General features: G+C 63.2%; 15 protein-coding genes and 1 pseudogene. 4 read left to right on the top strand and 12 right to left on the bottom strand.

The genetic code is table 11. The features are described 5' to 3' along the window. Positions 1 to 4: 4 nt before the first annotated feature. Genes AC6CH8_RS03960 through AC6CH8_RS03940 form a run of 5 tightly spaced genes read right to left on the bottom strand, consistent with a single transcriptional unit; the run spans position 5 to position 5,231 of the window. Positions 5 to 1,081, bottom strand: coding sequence for an amidohydrolase family protein (locus tag AC6CH8_RS03960; protein WP_498188743.1), 1,077 nt, complete (start codon positions 1,079 to 1,081; stop codon positions 5 to 7). Then, the gene (locus AC6CH8_RS03955; RefSeq protein ID WP_498188741.1) at positions 1,078 to 2,202 is read right to left on the bottom strand and encodes an FAD-dependent monooxygenase; all 1,125 of its coding nucleotides are present in this window, start codon (positions 2,200 to 2,202) and stop codon (positions 1,078 to 1,080) included. Before AC6CH8_RS03955 ends, AC6CH8_RS03960 begins: the two co-directional genes overlap by 4 nt. A 59-nt stretch (positions 2,203 to 2,261) precedes the next feature. Next, positions 2,262 to 3,221, bottom strand: coding sequence for a cyclase family protein (locus AC6CH8_RS03950; RefSeq protein WP_454812582.1), 960 nt, complete (start codon positions 3,219 to 3,221; stop codon positions 2,262 to 2,264). A 44-nt stretch (positions 3,222 to 3,265) separates the two neighbouring features. Then, positions 3,266 to 4,207, bottom strand: coding sequence for a fumarylacetoacetate hydrolase family protein (locus AC6CH8_RS03945; protein ID WP_498188740.1), 942 nt, complete (start codon positions 4,205 to 4,207; stop codon positions 3,266 to 3,268). 4 nt (positions 4,208 to 4,211) lie between these two features. Next, on the bottom strand, positions 4,212 to 5,231 hold the full coding sequence (locus tag AC6CH8_RS03940) for a VOC family protein (protein ID WP_498188738.1): 1,020 nt from the start codon (positions 5,229 to 5,231) through the stop codon (positions 4,212 to 4,214). A 276-nt stretch (positions 5,232 to 5,507) separates the two neighbouring features. Between AC6CH8_RS03940 and AC6CH8_RS03935 the strand changes: the two genes are divergently transcribed. The 4 genes and pseudogenes from AC6CH8_RS03935 to AC6CH8_RS03920 all read left to right on the top strand — a co-directional run bounded on the left by AC6CH8_RS03935 (position 5,508) and on the right by AC6CH8_RS03920 (position 8,902). Continuing rightward, positions 5,508 to 6,722 carry an MFS transporter gene (locus AC6CH8_RS03935; RefSeq protein ID WP_498188736.1) on the top strand — a complete coding sequence of 405 codons (1,215 nt, stop codon included), beginning with the start codon at positions 5,508 to 5,510 and terminating at the stop codon, positions 6,720 to 6,722. 29 nt (positions 6,723 to 6,751) lie between these two features. Next, positions 6,752 to 7,708, top strand: a complete 957-nt coding sequence (locus AC6CH8_RS03930) for a LysR family transcriptional regulator (RefSeq protein WP_498188734.1) — start codon at positions 6,752 to 6,754, stop codon at positions 7,706 to 7,708. A gap of 81 nt (positions 7,709 to 7,789) precedes the next feature. Then, positions 7,790 to 8,401, top strand: a pseudogene (locus AC6CH8_RS03925) (SDR family NAD(P)-dependent oxidoreductase). 39 nt (positions 8,402 to 8,440) lie between these two features. Beyond that, positions 8,441 to 8,902 (top strand): SDR family NAD(P)-dependent oxidoreductase, encoded by a 462-nt coding sequence (locus tag AC6CH8_RS03920; protein WP_498189242.1) that lies wholly within the window; start codon positions 8,441 to 8,443, stop codon positions 8,900 to 8,902. Between the two features lie 9 nt (positions 8,903 to 8,911). Here the strand turns inward: AC6CH8_RS03920 and AC6CH8_RS03915 are convergent, their stop codons facing one another. From AC6CH8_RS03915 to AC6CH8_RS03885, 7 genes are all read right to left on the bottom strand, one after another. Next, positions 8,912 to 9,055: a hypothetical protein gene (locus AC6CH8_RS03915; protein WP_498188732.1), complete on the bottom strand. Its 144-nt coding sequence runs from the start codon at positions 9,053 to 9,055 to the stop codon at positions 8,912 to 8,914. An 83-nt stretch (positions 9,056 to 9,138) separates the two neighbouring features. Further along, on the bottom strand, positions 9,139 to 10,446 hold the full coding sequence (locus AC6CH8_RS03910; protein ID WP_091467259.1) for an MFS transporter: 1,308 nt from the start codon (positions 10,444 to 10,446) through the stop codon (positions 9,139 to 9,141). Between the two features lie 54 nt (positions 10,447 to 10,500). Beyond that, positions 10,501 to 11,739, bottom strand: coding sequence for a VWA domain-containing protein (locus AC6CH8_RS03905; protein ID WP_498188730.1), 1,239 nt, complete (start codon positions 11,737 to 11,739; stop codon positions 10,501 to 10,503). Beyond that, entirely contained in the window at positions 11,736 to 14,057 is a 2,322-nt protein-coding gene (locus AC6CH8_RS03900) for a DUF5682 family protein (RefSeq protein WP_498188728.1), read from the bottom strand. Before AC6CH8_RS03900 ends, AC6CH8_RS03905 begins: the two co-directional genes overlap by 4 nt. A gap of 3 nt (positions 14,058 to 14,060) precedes the next feature. Beyond that, the gene (locus AC6CH8_RS03895; RefSeq protein WP_364304985.1) at positions 14,061 to 15,167 is read right to left on the bottom strand and encodes an ATP-binding protein; all 1,107 of its coding nucleotides are present in this window, start codon (positions 15,165 to 15,167) and stop codon (positions 14,061 to 14,063) included. Continuing rightward, entirely contained in the window at positions 15,164 to 16,606 is a 1,443-nt protein-coding gene (locus AC6CH8_RS03890) for a DUF5691 domain-containing protein (RefSeq protein ID WP_498188725.1), read from the bottom strand. Before AC6CH8_RS03890 ends, AC6CH8_RS03895 begins: the two co-directional genes overlap by 4 nt. After that, positions 16,603 to 17,901 (bottom strand): SWIM zinc finger family protein, encoded by a 1,299-nt coding sequence (locus AC6CH8_RS03885; protein WP_498188723.1) that lies wholly within the window; start codon positions 17,899 to 17,901, stop codon positions 16,603 to 16,605. Before AC6CH8_RS03885 ends, AC6CH8_RS03890 begins: the two co-directional genes overlap by 4 nt. Positions 17,902 to 17,999 lie beyond the last annotated feature (98 nt).

Genomic DNA, 17,999 nt, shown 5'->3' with positions numbered 1-17,999 from the left:
TTCCTTACGCTCTGGAGCGGACGGTGAGGGCTGCCGCAGCGGTGATGCCCAAGGCAGCAGCGTTGCCAGCGAGAACCTTGGCGGGATCGGCCGCGGGGAGACCGGCCGCATGGACTTCACCAACGGGATTGTCGGAGCCCATGTCGAACGGGTAATCCGAGCCGAGCATCACCTGCCCGGGGCCCGCGACTTCGACGAGCGCGCGCAGCTCGCGGGGCCCGTGCGTCAGGGAGTCGAAGAAGATCCGCTGAAGGTAGGACGACGGCGGTTCGGCGCACCGCTGCGCCTCAGGGCGAACCTTCCAGGCGTGGTCCGATCGGCCGATGGTGGTGGGAAGGTAGCCACCCCCATGGGCGGCGAGGATCTTGAGACCGGGGTGCCTGTCCAGTACTCCGCTGAAAATCAGGTGGGACAGCGCTACGGCGTTCTCTGCAGGCTGGGAGACCGTGTTGGCCAGGTAAAAGCGATCCAGTCGCTCGTCCAATGAGCAGCCGAACGGGTGCAGGAACACAATGGCGCCCAGCTCCGAGGCCCGGCTCCAGAAGGGTTCCAGTCGTGGATCGGAGAGTTCAACGGTGCTCCGTTCCGGGTCTCCGGGAGTGGCCGCAAAGGACCCGATCTCCACGCCCATGAGGCCACAGCCAAGAACGGCATGTTCCAAGGCTTCGACCATGAGCTGCGGGTGCTGCAACGGAACCAAACCCAATCCGTTCAACCGTTCGGGCGCCTGCTGCACAACGTCGCGCACTGCCTCGTTGGACTGTTTGGCGAGCTTGAGCGCGAGTCCTTCACCGGCGAAATAGTAGAAGTGCGACGGCGAGGGCGAAACCAGCTGCACGTCCACGCCTTGGGCGTCCATGTCAGCCAAGCGACGTTCGAGGTCAGTGAGCTGTGGCCAGCGCTCCTTAATCATCAGGCCGGAGTTGGCCATGGACTCGGGACCGTTTCGCCTCACTTCCAGGGCCTGCAGCTCAGCGAATCCTTGAGGGTCTCCCTCTGCCACCAACTGCTGGAGTGCCGGAATGAGGACATGCGCGTGGACATCCACAATGGGGTGTTGGGCGGTGTCGATGTGGTTCATGCGGGTTCCTTGAGCATGGTGGAGAGCGAGTTCATGAGGCCGGGAACGTCTGCGTCCCGGACGCCGTCCAGCATCCACTGGCCCAACTGGACCGACGCTCTCACCACGGCAGTTGCCCTCTCCATACGGCGGTCTGCGAACTCCTTCCAGAGAGTCTCGGTGACGTGGTCTGCGGCAATCAACAGTTCCGCGAGGACCGCAGCATCTTCCAACGCCATGGCAGCACCTTGGGCAACAGTGGGCGGGCAACTGTGTGCTGCATCGCCGATGATGACGATGCGTCCACGGTTCCAGGGGCCTTCCACGAGGTGCGAGGTGAACCAGGTGTAATTGATGCGTGCGCCATGGTCCAGGCTGGATCGGATCTCGTTCCATGGGCCGCCGTACGCGGCGGCGAGTTCCGTCATCACCTTGGGTCCGTCCTCGTGCCGGCGTTCCTGGGCTTTCTCCACAAGGTAGGCGTAGATGGTGTTAGGTCCGGTGGGGCAGTATCCGGCGATGAAACACGGCCCACCGTAGGTCAGATCAGTTCTGACGACTTCCTCCGGCCGCTCGACGAAGGCCCGCCAGATACCCATGCCGGTGGACTGTGGCTCCTCTTTGATGCCGATCGCCTTACGTACGGCCGAGTGGAGTCCGTCAGCGCCGATGAGCAGGTCATAGCGCGAGCTGCCGCCGTCGGCAGTGCGGATGGTGACGCTGCCGCCGTCGTCGGTCATAGCTGTGACGGCCTTGCCGTAGCTGATCGTCGCACCGGCGTCTTCGGCACGGTCCCGAAGGATCGCGGTCAAGTCCGGGCGGTACATTCCCAACGTGGCCGGGAGGTCGTCACCACCGGTTTTGATGTCCTCGAGGACCGCCAGGACGGTGCCGTCGGGGTTGGGCGCCCGCAGGCCAAGGGTGCTGAACCCGTAGCCTTTTGCTTCCACCTGTTCCCAAACACCCAGGGTGCGCAGGATGCGCAAGGCGTTTCCCTGCAAGGTGATGCCGGAGCCCAGGGTTTGCGGTTCGGTGGCCTTCTCCAGAACCTCCACCTCGACGCCGGCTTCGGCCAGAAGGATGGCGGCGGCCAGTCCCGCAGCTCCCGCTCCGACGATTCCGACCCTCTGTACTGCTGCCATCTTTGACTCCTTTGTGGTGACGGCGTTACTGCCTATTGTGCTGCGTTGTAACAGATTTGCTAGCGGACGGCGATGGGGTTGACAGGTGAACCGACAGCGCCCGTGATGGGGAGTGGAGCGGCGGTGAGCATGAACTCGTACCTGCCGTCTGCCGCACACGCCTCGGCCAGAGTATCCGGATCCCACATTTCACCCAGGAACAATCCGAGGTTTGGAATGGCGATCTGGTGAAGCGGCTGGAAAGCACCCTCAAACTCATTGGGCCGGACCTCGAATCCCCAGGTGTCCGTTGCTACCCCGGCGATTTCCGAGGCGTGCAGCCACGATGCGGTGGTGAAGGACAGACCCGGCGCCGAGCCGCCTGCGTACTCACCCCAGCCGTCGCGGCGGGCCCGCGTGTACTGCCCCGTGCGGATCACCACGATGTCCCCTCGGCGAACGGCGGAGGTGGGGCCCTGGCGTTCAATGGTTCGCTCCAGGTGCTCCGGAGTGATGGCGAAGCCGTCGGGTAATTCCCCGTCGGCGCGCCCCAGCTCCGGACCCAGTGCGCGGCCCACATCCAGCAAAACGCCACGGGTGACAATTTTAGCGGCGGCAGTTTCGATCCCCGTCACCAGGTCGCCTTCTGAGGTCACGACGTCGCCTGCTGCCCGGCCGTTCCAAGCTTTGCCGCGATCAAAGATATGGCCCAGCCCGTCCCACTGGGTGGAGCACTGCAGCGGCATGGCAATCACATCGTCAGCCCCGCCGAACCCGTGGGGAAATCCCTGGTTGCCGCGCTCAGCGTCTACGCCGGTGTCGGTCATGGTGTGGACCGGGTTGGTTCGGCGACGCCACCCCTTCTGGGGTCCATTGGTGTCGAACGGCTGGGACAAGGAGAACGCCTCGCCCGACCTCACCAGTGAGGCCGCCTCCACACGCTTGCCATTGTCGATGAAATTGAGGGTACCGAGGACGTCGTCTTCACCCCAGCGACCCCAGTTGTTGTACAGCTTGGCGGCTGCGGTGATGCTGGCCATCGGATCAGCCCGCTGAATCGTGTGCGCTTCCACGGCGTCGGTAGTCACTGTTCGTCCTTGCAGTGGATGAGTTGGGTACCCAGCCCGGTGATAGTGCCTTCCATGACGTCGCCGTCCTGGAGGAGCCTGCCCCAGTGCTGTCCGTTGCCGGCGGGGCTGCCGGTCAGCACCAGATCGCCTGGCCGGAGCGGCATGATCTGCGACGCTTCGCTGACAAGCTTGGCGACGCCGAAGATCATGTCGTGAGTGGACTCGTCCTGCATGGCCTTGCCGTTGAGCTTCAGTGTGACCTGGACGTCCTGTGGGTCGCCAAAGAACTTCGCCGGCACCAGCAGGGGACCGGTGGGCAGGAAGCCGGGGGCATTCTTGGCCCTGTACCAGTCCGAACCGATGGCGGGCATGTCCTTGCGGAAGACGTACTCCCGGGTGGTGATGTCGTTGACCATGGTGTAACCGAAGACGTATTCGAGGGCCTCTTCGGGAGTGACGCGGAAGGCTTCCTTCCCAATCACGGCGGCCAGTTCCAGCTCCCAGTCGTGGGATTTGCTGTAGCCCGGCAGTGTCAGGTCATCCGTAGCCGGAGCAATGGCGGTGGGAAGCCCGATAAAGAAGTACGGCGTCCCCTGGCCTGCACGTTTGTCCATCATGGCCGCCGTCTTGGCCCGCACCTCTTCTGCGTCCTGGCCGGAGTCCCGGTGTGCCACGGCAAGGTCAACCACGTGCTTGCGGTAGTTGGCTCCGGTTTGCAGCACTTGGGCGGGTTCCACCGGAGCCAGGACCTCGACGCCGGCGAGTGCCAGGCCCGACTGCCCATCGGCTGATGCGGCAAGCTGGTCAAGTTCGCTTTCAGTGGTTTCCCAGTGCTGGATCAGTGAGTTGATGTCCGTATCCAGTGGCAGGACACGTTCGCCTACCAGCAGGCCCGTTTTGGCTTTACTGTCGCCGGGTTCCTGGAACCGGATCAGGGAGTATGTTGCGTTCGCCATGGATTTAGCCCCGACCCTGCTTTGCGTAGGGGTTCAGGAGGGCTTCTTTCATTTCTGCGGAAGCGCCTTCCTCCGTCGCGGTGAACCCTTCGGCCGGCGGGAAGGATTCTGTCATGGAGTGTGGCATCGCACCGTTCTTGTAGAAGTTGTTGGATCCTTCCGAGGGCTTCCACGTGTTGGCGTCCCAGTCCGGAACGTAGTTGCGGTAGCCGCCGGAGTTCAGCTCCACCCGCAGGCCTGACGGGTCGCGGAAGTACAGAAAGTTCTGCTCTCCCACGCCGTGAATGGACGGACCATATTCCATGGGCGTGCCGTTTTCCATCATCACGTCGGCGGTGCGGAGCAGGTCCTCGGTAGCGTCCACCCAGAAGGCGATGTGGTTGACTCGACCGGCGCGCTTGGAGGTATCGAGCACGACGCCGAGGTCGTGGGACTTCTCGTTGGTGGTCAGTACTGAGAACACCGTGATGGGTGCTTCATCCAAGTCGACGAAGGCCATGACGCGGAAGCCGAGAGCCTCGTTGTACCACTTGGCGAAGCCCCGGACGTCAGAGGAAGCGACCGTGACGTGGTCCAGGAAGCGGGGAGCAGCTGCGTGGCTGCTGCGGCGCTCGGGACGGTCCGGATAGATGGATTCGAAACCGGGTTCTGCAACGAATTTCTCTACGTCGTAGAAGAGGCGCATGTGGTGGCCGTAAGGACCCGTGAACTCGTAGGCTTTGCCGAAACCGTGGCCGCCCGCAGTCCAGGTGCCCTGCACCCCGGTTGCTTCAACGCGGGCTGCTGCAGCTTCGAGCGCGGCCTGCGAGTTGGTGCGCCATGCCATCCGCCCTAAGGAGGCCTCCGGGCCTTCGGTAATCACCAGGCTGTAACGGTAGTAATCGCCCCAGCATCGCAGATAAACGTTGCCATCTACGCGGTCGATGATGCGCATGCCGAATTTTTCCTCGTAGAACCGTGCCGAGGCTTCGATGTCCGGCGCGGTGATCTCGAGGTGGGCAAGATGGGAGAGGGGAGTTTCCACGATGAATTCCTTCTAAGTGCTCTGGTTGCTCGGACAGTTATCTGCAGGTCCTGTATCAACCATGAGCCACATCACGTATTCGGAGAAGGGCAACTATCTGATAGCAACTATCCGTTGAACAAATAGTTGTGGCGGGCAGCTGGGTATCGATCGTACGAATACCTGCTATACCAAAACCGCTATTCTCCGCCTTCAGACCCCTTGCCACAGTGAATGCAGTCCCTCCCGGCGTTTCTGCCACCCCGGGGACCATCTTCAAAGGCGAAGGAACACCTAATGAGCACCATGGACCCAACGGCAACTGAAACCCGCCCGCCACTTGCCGGCCGAGCGGCCGGAAAGACACAGGCTGCGCTACTGGTCGCCGGCAGCTGCATGCCCGTACTGGGTGCAGTTCTGCTGGCACCCGTACTCCCCACCCTGAACCAGGTCTTCGCCGATACCGCCGGAGTAGCCATCCTGGTTCCCTTGGTCCTTACCGTGCCGGCCCTGTTTGTGGCGTTGTTCTCGCCGCTGGCCGGGTACGTGGCGGATCGTGTGGGACGCAAGCAACTTCTTATAGTTGCGATGCTGGCGTACGCCCTCTTCGGAACGGCGCCTCTATGGCTGGACTCCCTCGGGGCCATAGCGTTGTCGCGAGTCGGTGTAGGTATCGCCGAGGCTGCGATCATGACGTGCTGCACCACCCTGATCACCGACTACTACGCGGGCCAGCAGCGGAACAAATACTTAGGTCTCCAGACCATGGTCAGCGCGCTGGCAGCCACTGCCTTCTTCGCACTGGGTGGCGTCCTGGGCAGCATCAGCTGGAGGACTCCCTTCTGGCTGTACGCCGTCAGCGCCGTGCTGGTGGTCCCCATGATTTTCAAACTGTGGGAACCGGCAAAGAGCCAAGCCCACGTCGATACGACGGCGAAACAGCCGGTGCCATGGCGACAAATTGGTGCGCCGGCCGCTGTGACACTGTTCGGTGGCATTGTGTTTTACGCTTTGATCGTCCATCTGCCCTACGTCATCACCGGGCTGGGCGTTACGGACACCGGGCTCATCGGTGGAGCGGCTGCGGTCGCTTCCTTGGCCAGTGCAGCGGGTGCCATCTCCTTCCGCTACCTTGCCAAGCTGGGTACCCGCAAACTGCTGGTGGGCGCCTTCGGCCTTGCCGCCGTCGGGCTTTGCGTGGTGTCGGCAGCGGGCAGCGTTCCTTTGACAATACTGGGTGCCGTTGTGGCCAGCGCCGGTACCGGTGTGCTGTTGCCGACACTCCTGACGTGGGCCGTCAACGGACTGGAGTTTTCCCAGCGCGGCCGCGGCACGGGTATCTGGACAGCAACCTTGTTCATCGGGCAATTCCTGACGCCCATCGTCCTCGGCGCAACGGCTGCCGCCCTGGGGAACCTCGCCCTCGCACTCGGGGCATTGGGCGGAGCTTGCGCCCTCGCGCTGCTGGCCGTCCTGGTTCGAGGCCCGCGGCTTGTGAGCGCAACGCACTAATGTCCTCCACCGCTGGATAACCTAGGGGCATGAAGAACCTGGACCTGAACCTGCTGCCACAACTCCAGGTTCTGTTGGAGCTGCGGAATGTTTCCCGGGCGGCCGAGCGGCTGCAGCTTAGCCAGCCGGCCACGAGTGCTGCGATGGCAAGGCTCAGGAGGCATTTCGACGACGAACTTCTGGTCCGCAACGGGCGCACCTATGAGCTCACTCCCTTCGCGCAATCTTTGGTCCCGTTGGTTGATGAAGCCATGCTCCACATCCAGCGGGCCACGCGCGTCCGGTCCGGGTTCGATGCCACTACAAGCGAGCGGGAGTTTGTGATCGCCGCATCTGATTACGCGGCGGCACTCATCGTGGGTCCTTTGCGCGGGATCCTTCAGCGGGAGGCGCCACAGGTGGTGGTGGATTTCGTCCCCACGTCCGGGCTCCAGGGAACCATGGCCGAATATTCCAGGATGGACCTGTTGGTGGGGCCCACCGGCTACAGGATGCAGGGTGAGAGCAAACAGCTTTTCCGGGACAGCTTCGTGGTTGTGGCCGATGCAGGAAATCCGCTTCTCCAGTTGCCCCGATTGACGTTGGAGGACCTCGTTGCGGTGCCGCACGCTGTTGGATACTTCGGCGAAGGCATCAGCACACCGGCCGACAAGCTTTTTGAATCCCACGGAGTTCGACGACGCGTAGCGGCCGTGGTGGCCGGCTTCCTGTCATTGCCGCTCCTGGTAGAGGGCACGGATCTTGTGGCGCTGGTTCCGCGCATGCTGGCCTCAAGGGCGCAGCGAGGGGCGAACATCGAAGTCCTTGAGTTCACCGAAGAGCTCGAAGCTGCGTTGGTGGAGGCCATGTACTGGCATCCCTCCCAGACCGAGGATCCCGCAAACGTCTGGCTCCGTTCCGTAGTCCAGCGCGCCTGTTCACAGCTCCATGAGATTTTTCCCGTGACGGCGCATCCTGTCGTCGTGTCGGCAGGTCAAAGCAGCTAGCCAGCGCCCATCCACGGCATGGATAGCTCCTATCCTGAATGCGGTATTCCCCGATAGCTGACGTGGCCACAGGATGGTGGGATGACAGTAGACTCCGCCCAAGAGGTGGACCTGAGCAATGAGGCTTCCGTGCGAACATGGGCAGGCGTCGTGGACAGGCTCCATGGCCGGGTTGACGTACTCTACGCCAACGCGGCGGCCACCCGCTTTGCGGCGTTGGAGGCGATCAGCTACGAAGACTGGACCTGGAATTTCCGGCACGAGGTGGACGTCGTGTTTCTTCCCGTCCGGCACTTCTGGCCGTTGCTCGGTAAAGCCAGGCAGTCCGCCGTCGTTCTTGTTGGTTCCACGGCAGGAGTGTCCGGCTAGGTGACCAACGGGCGACTGGCACACACCGCAACCAAAGGCTCGGTGGTGGCAATGACAAAACAACTGGCGGCAGAAGGCGCTCCTCGCGGGATTCGCGTGAACTGTGTGAGTCGCGGCATGATCCGCACTCCCGCCACCGAGTCCGATCTCCTCGCGGAAGAGCATCCCATGCGCGATATTGCGGCACACATACCGCTGGGGCGGGTGGGTGATGCCATGGAGGTAGCCAACTGCGCGCTGTTCCTTGCCTCCGACGAGGCCTCCTATGTCACCGGCGCCAACCTCATGGTCGACGGCGGCTGGTCAGCTGTTCTGCCCGGATGACCCGTTTCAGAAACAAAGGATGTCTTTGCCGTGATTGACATGACTGATCGAAATGTTGTGATTACCGGGGCCAATGGCGGGCAGGGTCTTGCCGAAACCCTGATGTTGGCCGCGGCAGGAGCCGGGGGTTCCATCGTCAACGTTGGATCAGTGGCAGCGCTCACCGGGCACTATCCGGTCGCCTACACTGCCAGCAAATGGGCTCTGCGTGGGCTAACCATCGCTGCCGCCACGGAGCTCGGGCCACAGCGAATCCGGGTCAATTCGGTACATCCAGGATTCATTGAGACCCCCATGACCGCCGATGCAAACCCCGTGTTCAAGGAAGCCACCATTGCCGAAACCCCGCTGGGCCGGACCGGGACGCCGGAGGAGGTGGCCGCCGTCGTGCTTTTCCTCCTGAGCCCCATGGCCGATTTCGTCACGGGAGTGGACCTGCCGGTTGACGGTGGACAGAGCAGCCACGGAGGAGCGAAATCAATCTCAGATGCCCTGCGCTGACCGATTTCCCTAACTCCCCGGGCCCTTCAACCGGTAATTCAGCAGGACGATTCCGGACGGGTAATGACGGCACTCCATGGTGTTGGCCCCCATGATGTAAGCCCCGGTTCTGCGCTCGGTGGCTTCAAAACCGTAGTCCTCGTCCTTGGCCATGGCGTCGTTCAGCCATGAAAGGTCGCCGTTCTCTGACGCGATCTATCCGTCCAAGCTGGCAGCCATGCCCCCGAACACCCTACTCACGGCAAGGATTCCGTGTCCGGGGAGGTTTCAGTTGTGCTGGCCCGGTCGGCTGCTGCGCCCTGCCTCCGGCTGGCCAGCAGGAACGGCAACGCGATGAGCTCAATGAATCCTGCCATGGCCAATGATGCCGGATAGCCGTAAAGGTCAGCTCCCCGGCCCAGGACCGGCTGGATAACTACGCCGCCGCTGGAGCCCATCAGCGAATCGAAGCTCAGGACTGTGGCCCGCTGCTTCGAAGGGATCATGTCGTTGACATAGGCCTGCCGGACTGGCGTGGCGGCAGAACCGACGACGGCCCAGAGCGCGAGCAATATCAGAGCCACCCAGAAGATACGCGTGAAACCGAGGACCAGCAGGATGACGCCACCCACCGTCGCTCCAAGGATGAGCACGGAGGTGCGCCTGTGGAATAGCTGCCGGGCGTGCGGGGCGAGCCAGCCTCCCAGGATCTGCGATCCCGCAACAATCGCGGCGGCCAAGCCCGCGATGGAATAAGCCCTGGGATCGCCGAACAGGTCAAGGAGGTAGGGCTGCAGTGCATAGAAGACGTAAATTCCGACGCCAGCACTAAAGGGGGCGGCCAGCATCACATAACGCACGGGCGGGTTTTTCAAGCCGTTCTCGATCGACGCAGACAGTACCGCCCGTGTCGCGCGGAGGGGATGCGTCGAACGCTCAGGCGTGAAGCCGACGTCGTGCATGAGTCCAAAGGCCACCGCAAACATGGCGAGCAGAACCAGCACACGAAGGAGGAAGGGCACGCCAAGATTGGTGGCCTGGGCAATCACCCCTCCTGCTACTGAGCCCACGAGCATCGCGCCACCCTGCACCATCTGGCCTCGGCCAAGCACAGACTCCAGCCCGCCTTCGTAGCCCGAGAAACGCAGGGCATCCACGAGCCATGCTTCAACAGCACCGGAGAAGAACGTAAAGCCGAGACCCAGGAGAACCGAGACCACAGCCCACATCCAGAACGGCGCGGAGATCTGCCACATCACGAAGTACAGATAAGTGGACACGGCCAGCGTCACCGTTCCCAGCAGGAATGACGCCCGCCGGCCCCACCCGTCGGCGATCACTCCGGTAGGGACCTCAAACAGCACCATGCCTACGGTGAAGAAGGCGTTGGCGGCAAACGCTTCCAGGTTACTTAAACCGGCATCCAGCAGGAACAGGGTGTTGATTCCCCAGATGAAGGAGGCCGCAACGGTATTGCCCAGCGTCAATGTCAGATAGACGCGCTGGATCTTTCGGGCGGCGTCATTCAGGGTGTCGCCGCCCTCGCCGGTGCGAGGAGGGACCACCAGCTAATTCTCGCGCCGTTGCCCGTCCTCCGCCAGAGCTCCGTGGATGGAGAACTACGTTTCGTGACTTGTGGGGATGTCCTGGGAGGCTGCCCATTCGCTGACATCCCGGCGCTCAATGGCCGCAGCCATCATGTCCGGAAAGAGATCCGGTGTGCACGCGAAAGCCGGCACGCCGATGCCGGCCAGAGCCGCTGCATGACGTGAGTCGAAGGATGGATGTCCGCTGTCGCTCAAGGCCAGCAAAGCAATCATGGTGGTCCCGCCACCCACAATTGACGCGGCTCGACGCAGCATCTCTTCAGCTATGCCGCCTTCATAAAGGTCGCTGATCAGCACGAGGATGGTCTCGGCGGGCTTGGTTATCTGATCCTGGCAATAGGCAAGGGCTCGGTTGATGTCGGTCCCGCCGCCTAGCTGTACGCCGAACAGCACATCCACGGGGTCATCCAGGTCTTCCGTGAGATCTACAACTTCGGTGTCAAAAACCACCAACCTGGTGCTCACCGACCGCAGAGAGCTGAGAACTGCTCCGAAGACACTGGAGTACACCACGGATTCAGCCATTGATCCTGATTGGTCAATGCACAGGATAATCTCGCGCTGAATCTCGGTGCTGCGCCTTGCATGGCCATGCAGCCGCTCAGGCACCACCGTGCGGTACTCGGGCTGGTAATGCTTGAGGTTGGCGGCGATGGTCCTGTTCCAGTCGATGTCCCTGTGCCTTGGGCGGCGCGTCCTGGCGGAACGATTGAGGGCACCCGAGACCGCTTGGATCGTCTTGGCGCGCAGCCGTTCCTCAAGTTCCGTGGTGACCTGGCGAACGACTGACCTGGCGGTTTCCCGGGACTCTTCGGGGATCACCCGCCCCAGTCCCACCAAAGTGCTCACCAAGCCAATGTCGGGTTGTACAGTGCGCAGCATCTCCGGCTCCAGCAGCAACTGCCTCAGGCCGAGCCGGTCCATAGCATCAGACTGCATCACTTGGACCACTGAGGAGGGAAAGTACCCGCGGATATCCCCCAGCCAGCGGGCCACGCGTGGACTCGACGACCCCAGTCCTCCACGCTGCCCGGACCCGCCACCGTAGAGCTCTTCCAGCGCCTGGTCCCGTCTAACATCATCATCAGATAGTTGGACGGGGACACCGTCCTCTGTTGAAATGCCGTCCGCGTCCTGCCCGCCCAGTACCAGACGCCACCGGCTCAACCGGTCCCGGCCCGCACCGGCGGAAGCATTGCCGGAAACATCGGCCGTGCCTGAGCCATCCGTCTGGTCGGAAGTACCCGTCATGCGATCGCCTCCCATCCCAAAATTCCTGCAATCGTTTGTATTGCCGGGCCAGCTCCAGCCAGGTCCATGCTGATGGCTTCCGCGCTGGTGCCGCCAGACCCGACCCGGCTTAGCTGCTCGCCGATTTCCCGCCGCTCAGGCCTGCTGAAAGCCGAGAACGTCCTCCTGACCAATGGCAAGACGTCCTCGAACACCTCGTCGTCCACACCCTCCACCCAGTCATCGACGATCTGCAGGAGGCGCGGATCGTGGATGAGCAATGTGGCGTCCCCGGACAGCAGACCGTCCAGCCACGCAGCGGCTTCCGGCGCGGGCGTGGCGATGGAGAGGCGTCGACTAAGACGTGCCGCCACGTCGTCTCCTTCCACCAACCCCGCGTCCATCAGAAGCCGGGTGGCCCGGCCAGCCACCGCACCATGAATGGTGTCTGACCGGGCCACTGCGGCAAGCGCTGCATGCCAGTCATCCAACGGCAGCTCAGCCAGCAGGGCCAAACCATCCTGCGCCGAATCAATGGCCCGACGCATCGCGCCAGCAGCATTGTCATCCAAGCCGGCGCAGGCCGTGGGCAGTCCCACACAGGCGCGCACCACCGTAGCTTCGAGGATCTTCCGAACATCACTCACGTCCACCGCTCGAACGTTGCCGTACCTGCAAGTGCGGGCCAAGGGGGCGATGGTTTCCAAAAGGGGAGCAGTGTCCTGCTGAAGTGCGGTGCGTTCCGCCAGGACGGACACGACGCCGGCAATACCGTCGGGCAGTTCGGCCAGGAGACAGCCTTCCAACAGTTTGCCAAGGACCGGCAGGCCTTCGGCTGCCTGCGCCTGCTCCGAGACGAAAGTGCTTGCGGCTGAGGCAACGGTGGTGCCGTAGCGGCTGGCTTCCACCACCGAAACAGCCAATTCAGGCTTCCACAGGAGGGTCCACGCTTCTTTGAAAGTGCCGGTGGTCCGGCCGGTGTCCGTTGGCTGACCCCAGTCCACCCCCAGCAGCGCAAGGCGGTGGAGTAACACCGAACGTGCCAACTGGTTCGGCTTACGCAGGTCCAGGACCATGACTTCTTCCATGGCGCTGGCTTTCATGCGCAGCTTGCGCTGGGTAGCGGCGAGGTCGGCGGCCAACGGGAGGGTTGGCACAGAGTCTGGAACGTTTCCCAGCTCGCGGCCAACAGTAAGTTCGCGGTGAACCAGGGCCAGCGGCAGGGGAGAACCGTCGCAAAGAACAGTCTGCGCGGCATCGTCCAATTCAGGTAAGCCAGGGCTGGGCCTTCCGCGAACGGCGGCCAACGCGGTAGCCATCCTGCTGGCCTCTACCACCGACGCAGTGGACGCATCCAGGTTCTCTTTACGAAGCGCATGGGCTACCCGAACCAGCCAAGTGGTTGCCACATCCCTCGTGGGATCGTTCCCCATCCAATGAGCGAACAGGTGTTGATACCAGCCCGGCGCAGTGACCCCTGCGCCGTATCCGCTGCCCAAGCTGAGCCGGTTCGAGGTCCAGGGAACCCAGGTGACGGCCACCTTCGCTTTCGGCAAACCGGCGAGTACCTTGTTGTCGGCCGAAGCTGAAGGAAAACCGGCGGGTACCAATGCCGGTGCGTGATAGGCACCGCACACTACAACGATGCGTTCATGCCCTTCCCGCATGGCAGCCCGCAGGATGCGCCGCATGGCAGCTTCCCGGCGATTGTTCTCCACCACGTCAGGATGGTCAGCGGGACGCTGATCCATGCCTCGGATTTCCGAGATCGCATCGCGGAGGGCATCAAACCGCTCAACAGGGTCCGAGTTCCTGTGTTCCACCGCGTCCTCCCACCAGCGCTCAGCATCGCTGTACCCCGCAGCCTCGGCCAGCATCCCGATAGCGTCGGGCCGGAAAGCCAGCTGCGGGACAGCTGGAGGTTCCTCGACAGTGTCGGCGGTGCCGCCGTCGTCCTCGGTGGTGGCGGTGGGGTCATCCTCCACCGAAGCCGATAAAGCACGTTCCTCCGCTACCCGGAGCGCAAAGGTGTGTGCAGCAGGCAGGTCGATGGCACGCACGGACTTACCGGTGGTCAGGGCCCAGCGGATTGCTACCCATTCAGGCGAGAAACCGGCCATCGGGTAGAAGGAGGCCAAACGGGGCTCGTCCACAGCGTAAATCAGGCCGGCGACTGGCGGAACCATGTCCGGATCCGTGACCAGCGGGATGACCTGGTCAAGCTCGGGCGGCCCTTCGACCAACACCAGATCAGGTCGAAGGGCTGCCAAGGCTTCAGCAACGGAATGGGCCGAACCAGGACCGTGGTGGCGGATCCCCAGAATGTGGACGTCTGTCATGTCTTAGTTGGGCGATTCGAGGTCGCGGCAGGCCCGGTAGAGGTCTTTCCATTCAGGCCGATTCCGGACGACGGTCTCCAAGTACTCCTGCCAGATCACGCGGTCCTGGACAGGATCCTTGATTACTGCGCCCACCAGGCTCGCGGCTACATCGTCCGCCCGGACGGTGCCATCTCCAAAATGCGCCGCCAGGGAGAGTCCGTTGGTCATCACGGAAATAGCTTCCGCCGTGGATAACGTAGCCGAGGGCGATTTGATGGTGGTGCGCTGGTCCTGGGTTACGCCGGACCGCAGCTCGCGCATGACGGTGACCACCCTCCGGATCTCGGAAAGTGCGGCCAAATCCGCCGGCAGTTCCAAGGACTCACCGAGACTGCGAACACGGGTGGTCACAATCTCCACCTCTTGGTCGATGCTGTCCGGGAGCGGCAGGACCACAGTGTTGAAACGGCGGCGAAGGGCGGACGAGAGGTCGTTGACGCCTTTGTCGCGGTTGTTCGCGGTGGCGATCACGTTGAAGCCCTTCCGTGCTTGGACTTCCTCGTTGAGCTCGGGAATGGGCAGGGTCTTTTCGCTAAGGATGGTGATGAGGGAATCCTGCACATCGGAGGGGATACGGGTAAGTTCCTCCACGCGCACCAGGCTTCCCGTCTCCATGGCCCGCATGACGGGACCGGGGACCATGGCGGCACGGGAGGGGCCATCCGCGAGCAGACGCGCATAGTTCCACCCATAACGCAAGGCTTCTTCCGGTGTACCCGCAGTGCCCTGAACCACCAGAGTGGACGAGCCTGAGATCGCTGCGGCCAGATGCTCTCCAAGCCATGTTTTCGCGGTTCCCGGAACGCCCAGCAGCAGCAGGGCGCGGTCCGTGGCCAGTGACGCCACGGCGATTTCCACCAAGCGTTCGGAGCCCAGATACTTTGGAGTGATCACGGCCCCATTGGCCAACGTCCCACCGAGGATGTAGGTGGTGACAGCCCAAGGGGAGAGACGCCAACTGGGCGGACGGGGGCGGTCATCAACAGCGGCCAGGGCGCTGAGCTCATCGGCATACGCATTCTCGGCGTGGGCGCGAAGAACTTCCGTTGCATTCTGGGCATCGGTCATCGGAAAGCCTCCGTCAGGGATTGTCTGAATGATTGGTATTGGACGGCATCGCGCAGCACCCGGCGCCGGACGGCGTCGTCGTCTGTTCGTGCCAAAAGTTGCCGGCATTGTTCGGTGGCCGCGGGCGGGAGGGCGGTTGGAAGGACTGCGGCCAGCGTCGCTGCCAAACGGCCGCCGTCCTTGCCGGAAATCAGTGTCAGTACCGCTTCCGCCAACGGCGCGGACCAAGGCTGCGGCACGTCCTGCAGTAGGGGAGCCAGCGTCAGCGGTTCGTCGCCGCTTTCCCGGACATGCCTCACCAGCCAATGTTCCCGCTCGTTGGGAGGGAGGCAACCCAGCAGCCTTCTGTCCGTCCTGACAGTCAGCAGCGCGCGTGCCCACTCAGCATCGTCGCGGGCGGCAGCCGTGGCGATCAACGCTTCCATGATGCGCGGTTCGCCCTGCAGCAGTGCCGCGGTGCCCGCCCGGTTCCGGCCGGATACCGATGTCCAAACCTCAAGCGGTGCGCCACGGATGATCACATCCAACCGTGCGAGCCGATCAGGTTCACCTCTGCGAGGATCGGCGGGAATTCCGTCGCGCAGTGCCTCTTGGTCAGGGTCCGGAGGGAGATCGATGTCCAGGCGCTTGTTGAGGAGCCCTTTGACGTGCAGCAGGGGTAGGAGCCGGGTGGCCATGCGGGCCGCACGCGCACTCCCGGGGAGTTGGTCGAGGAGCCGGAGCGCAACGTCCCGTACGCTCTTCGCTTTGTCGTCCAAGGCTTGTTCCAGCAAACCTTCGTCGTCGTCATTGAGGTTGCCGGCAAACAGAGCCAGGTTGCCCGCGCGTTCCCTGGCGCTGAGCGACGGCCAGTGTCCACGGAGCTGCTCGCGCGCAGCTGCCGGGTTACGGCCTCTTAGCCGGTCCAGCTCGACTGCAGCGGCGGCGCTCCCGAGTTCAGACCATTCATCTGCCGGTTCGCGTGAGGACGGGCTCTTGAGTTCTTGCAACCAGCGGCCGCGGGTTCCGATTGCCGGTTCAAGACTCCTGAAAACAGCGGATCTGGTCTCCGCCAAATTGAGCAACGTCGGCAGCAGCCGGTGAGGGACCCGCCGTCGTGATTCTTCGGCAAACCTCAGCCAGTCCACTACCAGCTGGATTCTCAACTCAAGCCCCACGGGCGGCTGGGTCAGCAATAGCTCCAAGAGCCGGGCGGCCTCGCCGCTCGCTTGGGGCTCCGTGTCAGCGGGGGCAGGCGAAACCAGACCGGTGGCTGGGGCTGAGGATGCTGTCCGGGACGCTCGGGTTACGGCGTCGGCCAGTGCTGCTTGATCGAGCAGGGATTCCTCGCGGGTCAGGCTATCCGGCGCACGAAAACCCAGCGCGACGGGCGGCTCGGGGGCGTCGTGCCGAGCGGTTCCCACCAAGGCCGCTGTTCGGAGTTCTGCCAACCAGATCATGGGGTCACCACCGTTCCATCGACGACGACGGTCAGCGGACGCAGGCGGCCATCTTCCAGTTCACCGAAAACGTCCGCAGCATGGCCGCCTGTCAGCGCCAGCAGGGAGTCGAAGGGAGCATCCACCAAGGGAAGTGCGTCGCCACTCGGATCGTGCACCCACCCCATGCCCTGCGGGTTGACGGTGACGCCTTCCAGCATCACCGGATGCCTGGTCCGCCACGGCGAGCGCGCGACTGCTGCTGACTCCTGTTCGAGCGCTTGCCGGATGCTGTAGCCGGTGCCGAGGCTTGTGGCCACGCCCTGCGGGATGATGGGTCCGGTGAACAAAGCACGCCGGGGCGCTGAACCGGGGTAACGGGCAACTGTGACATCAAGCTTCGCTCCCGCGAGTTGCGGCGCAGCCAGCCCCTGGCCTTGTCCGGCGAAGTCCAGGATGACGACCGTTGTGCCGTCGGGTGCGCGAAGCCAGGTCCGTTGTTGCTGGAGGCGTCCGTCGTCACTGCGGTGGGCTCCGAGCACCAGCCACGGGCCCACCAGCGACTCGGTGTCCTGGACGTCAGCAGACGCCGTGGCCCAGCCGAGGGCAGCCTTGACGTCAGCGAATTCGTCCGGTGTGAGTGCGTCTCTTGCTGCCCATGCCTTTGTCAGGGCCCACCACCGGCCCGCGTGAAGGAGAAGATGGTCTGCCCAGTCCGTCCTGCCGTGGATTTGGGATGCCATTTCCCGCACTTGTTCGGCCAAACCGGGAACCTGGGAGTCCACCAAGCGGGCTGCCACGCCATCCCACCAGGAATATGGCTGATTGCGGGCAGCGGCAAGTCCGGTCCGTACGAGGTCCGTTAGCCACCGCGAGAAATCATCGATCCCGGCATCCATGAGGGCGAGCCTGGCGGCGAGCCGCTTTGCCTGTGCTTCCGGATCAACGGGTTGTTCGGCCTGTCGCCGTTCTTTTGCCGTGGCACGATCAACCCGTTGATCGGCCCATTCCTTTGCGAAATCAGCGGTGTCGGCTCCGGCCCCGGCTGCCTCACCCCGGGACCAAAGAAGCAGCAGTGCCAATGCGTGCTTGCAGGGAAACTTCCGGCTGGGACACGAGCACCGGTAGGCGGGTGCGATGATGTCCACGCTCACTTGATATGGCGTTTTCCCACTGCCTTGGCACTTTCCCCATACAAGGACATCGTTGCTGCCTGAGTCGGACCACGGGCCGGGATGCGCAAGTTTCCGTGCTGCTGCAAGCGAGGACGAGTCCGGGGCGGCCTTCATTACTGTCTCTTCGCTCCAACGCCCCATGAATCACATTCTGCCTGACGGCTCCGACACTATAGAACACCAGTCACGGTCTGGCGTTGGCACGGGCGGGGAGGATGGCCTCGACTTCCCGCCCGTAG

The organism is Paenarthrobacter sp. GQ52 (assembly GCF_059759005.1).
The sequence above is the reverse complement of the archived record's forward strand: the minus strand, read 5'-3'. Positions and strand labels throughout refer to the sequence as shown.

Coding starts and splice junctions, on each gene's coding strand:
- AC6CH8_RS03945 (WP_498188740.1), bottom strand. CDS start 4,207: ATGGCGAACGCAACATACTCCCTGATCCGGTTCCAGGAACCCGGCGAC.
- AC6CH8_RS03950 (WP_454812582.1), bottom strand. CDS start 3,221: ATGGCCAGCATCACCGCAGCCGCCAAGCTGTACAACAACTGGGGTCGC.
- AC6CH8_RS03905 (WP_498188730.1), bottom strand. CDS start 11,739: ATGACGGGTACTTCCGACCAGACGGATGGCTCAGGCACGGCCGATGTT.
- AC6CH8_RS03890 (WP_498188725.1), bottom strand. CDS start 16,606: ATGATCTGGTTGGCAGAACTCCGAACAGCGGCCTTGGTGGGAACCGCT.
- AC6CH8_RS03960 (WP_498188743.1), bottom strand. CDS start 1,081: ATGAACCACATCGACACCGCCCAACACCCCATTGTGGATGTCCACGCG.
- AC6CH8_RS03895 (WP_364304985.1), bottom strand. CDS start 15,167: ATGACCGATGCCCAGAATGCAACGGAAGTTCTTCGCGCCCACGCCGAG.
- AC6CH8_RS03915 (WP_498188732.1), bottom strand. CDS start 9,055: ATGGCCAAGGACGAGGACTACGGTTTTGAAGCCACCGAGCGCAGAACC.
- AC6CH8_RS03935 (WP_498188736.1), top strand. CDS start 5,508: ATGAGCACCATGGACCCAACGGCAACTGAAACCCGCCCGCCACTTGCC.
- AC6CH8_RS03930 (WP_498188734.1), top strand. CDS start 6,752: ATGAAGAACCTGGACCTGAACCTGCTGCCACAACTCCAGGTTCTGTTG.
- AC6CH8_RS03955 (WP_498188741.1), bottom strand. CDS start 2,202: ATGGCAGCAGTACAGAGGGTCGGAATCGTCGGAGCGGGAGCTGCGGGA.
- AC6CH8_RS03885 (WP_498188723.1), bottom strand. CDS start 17,901: ATGGGGCGTTGGAGCGAAGAGACAGTAATGAAGGCCGCCCCGGACTCG.
- AC6CH8_RS03900 (WP_498188728.1), bottom strand. CDS start 14,057: ATGACAGACGTCCACATTCTGGGGATCCGCCACCACGGTCCTGGTTCG.
- AC6CH8_RS03920 (WP_498189242.1), top strand. CDS start 8,441: ATGACTGATCGAAATGTTGTGATTACCGGGGCCAATGGCGGGCAGGGT.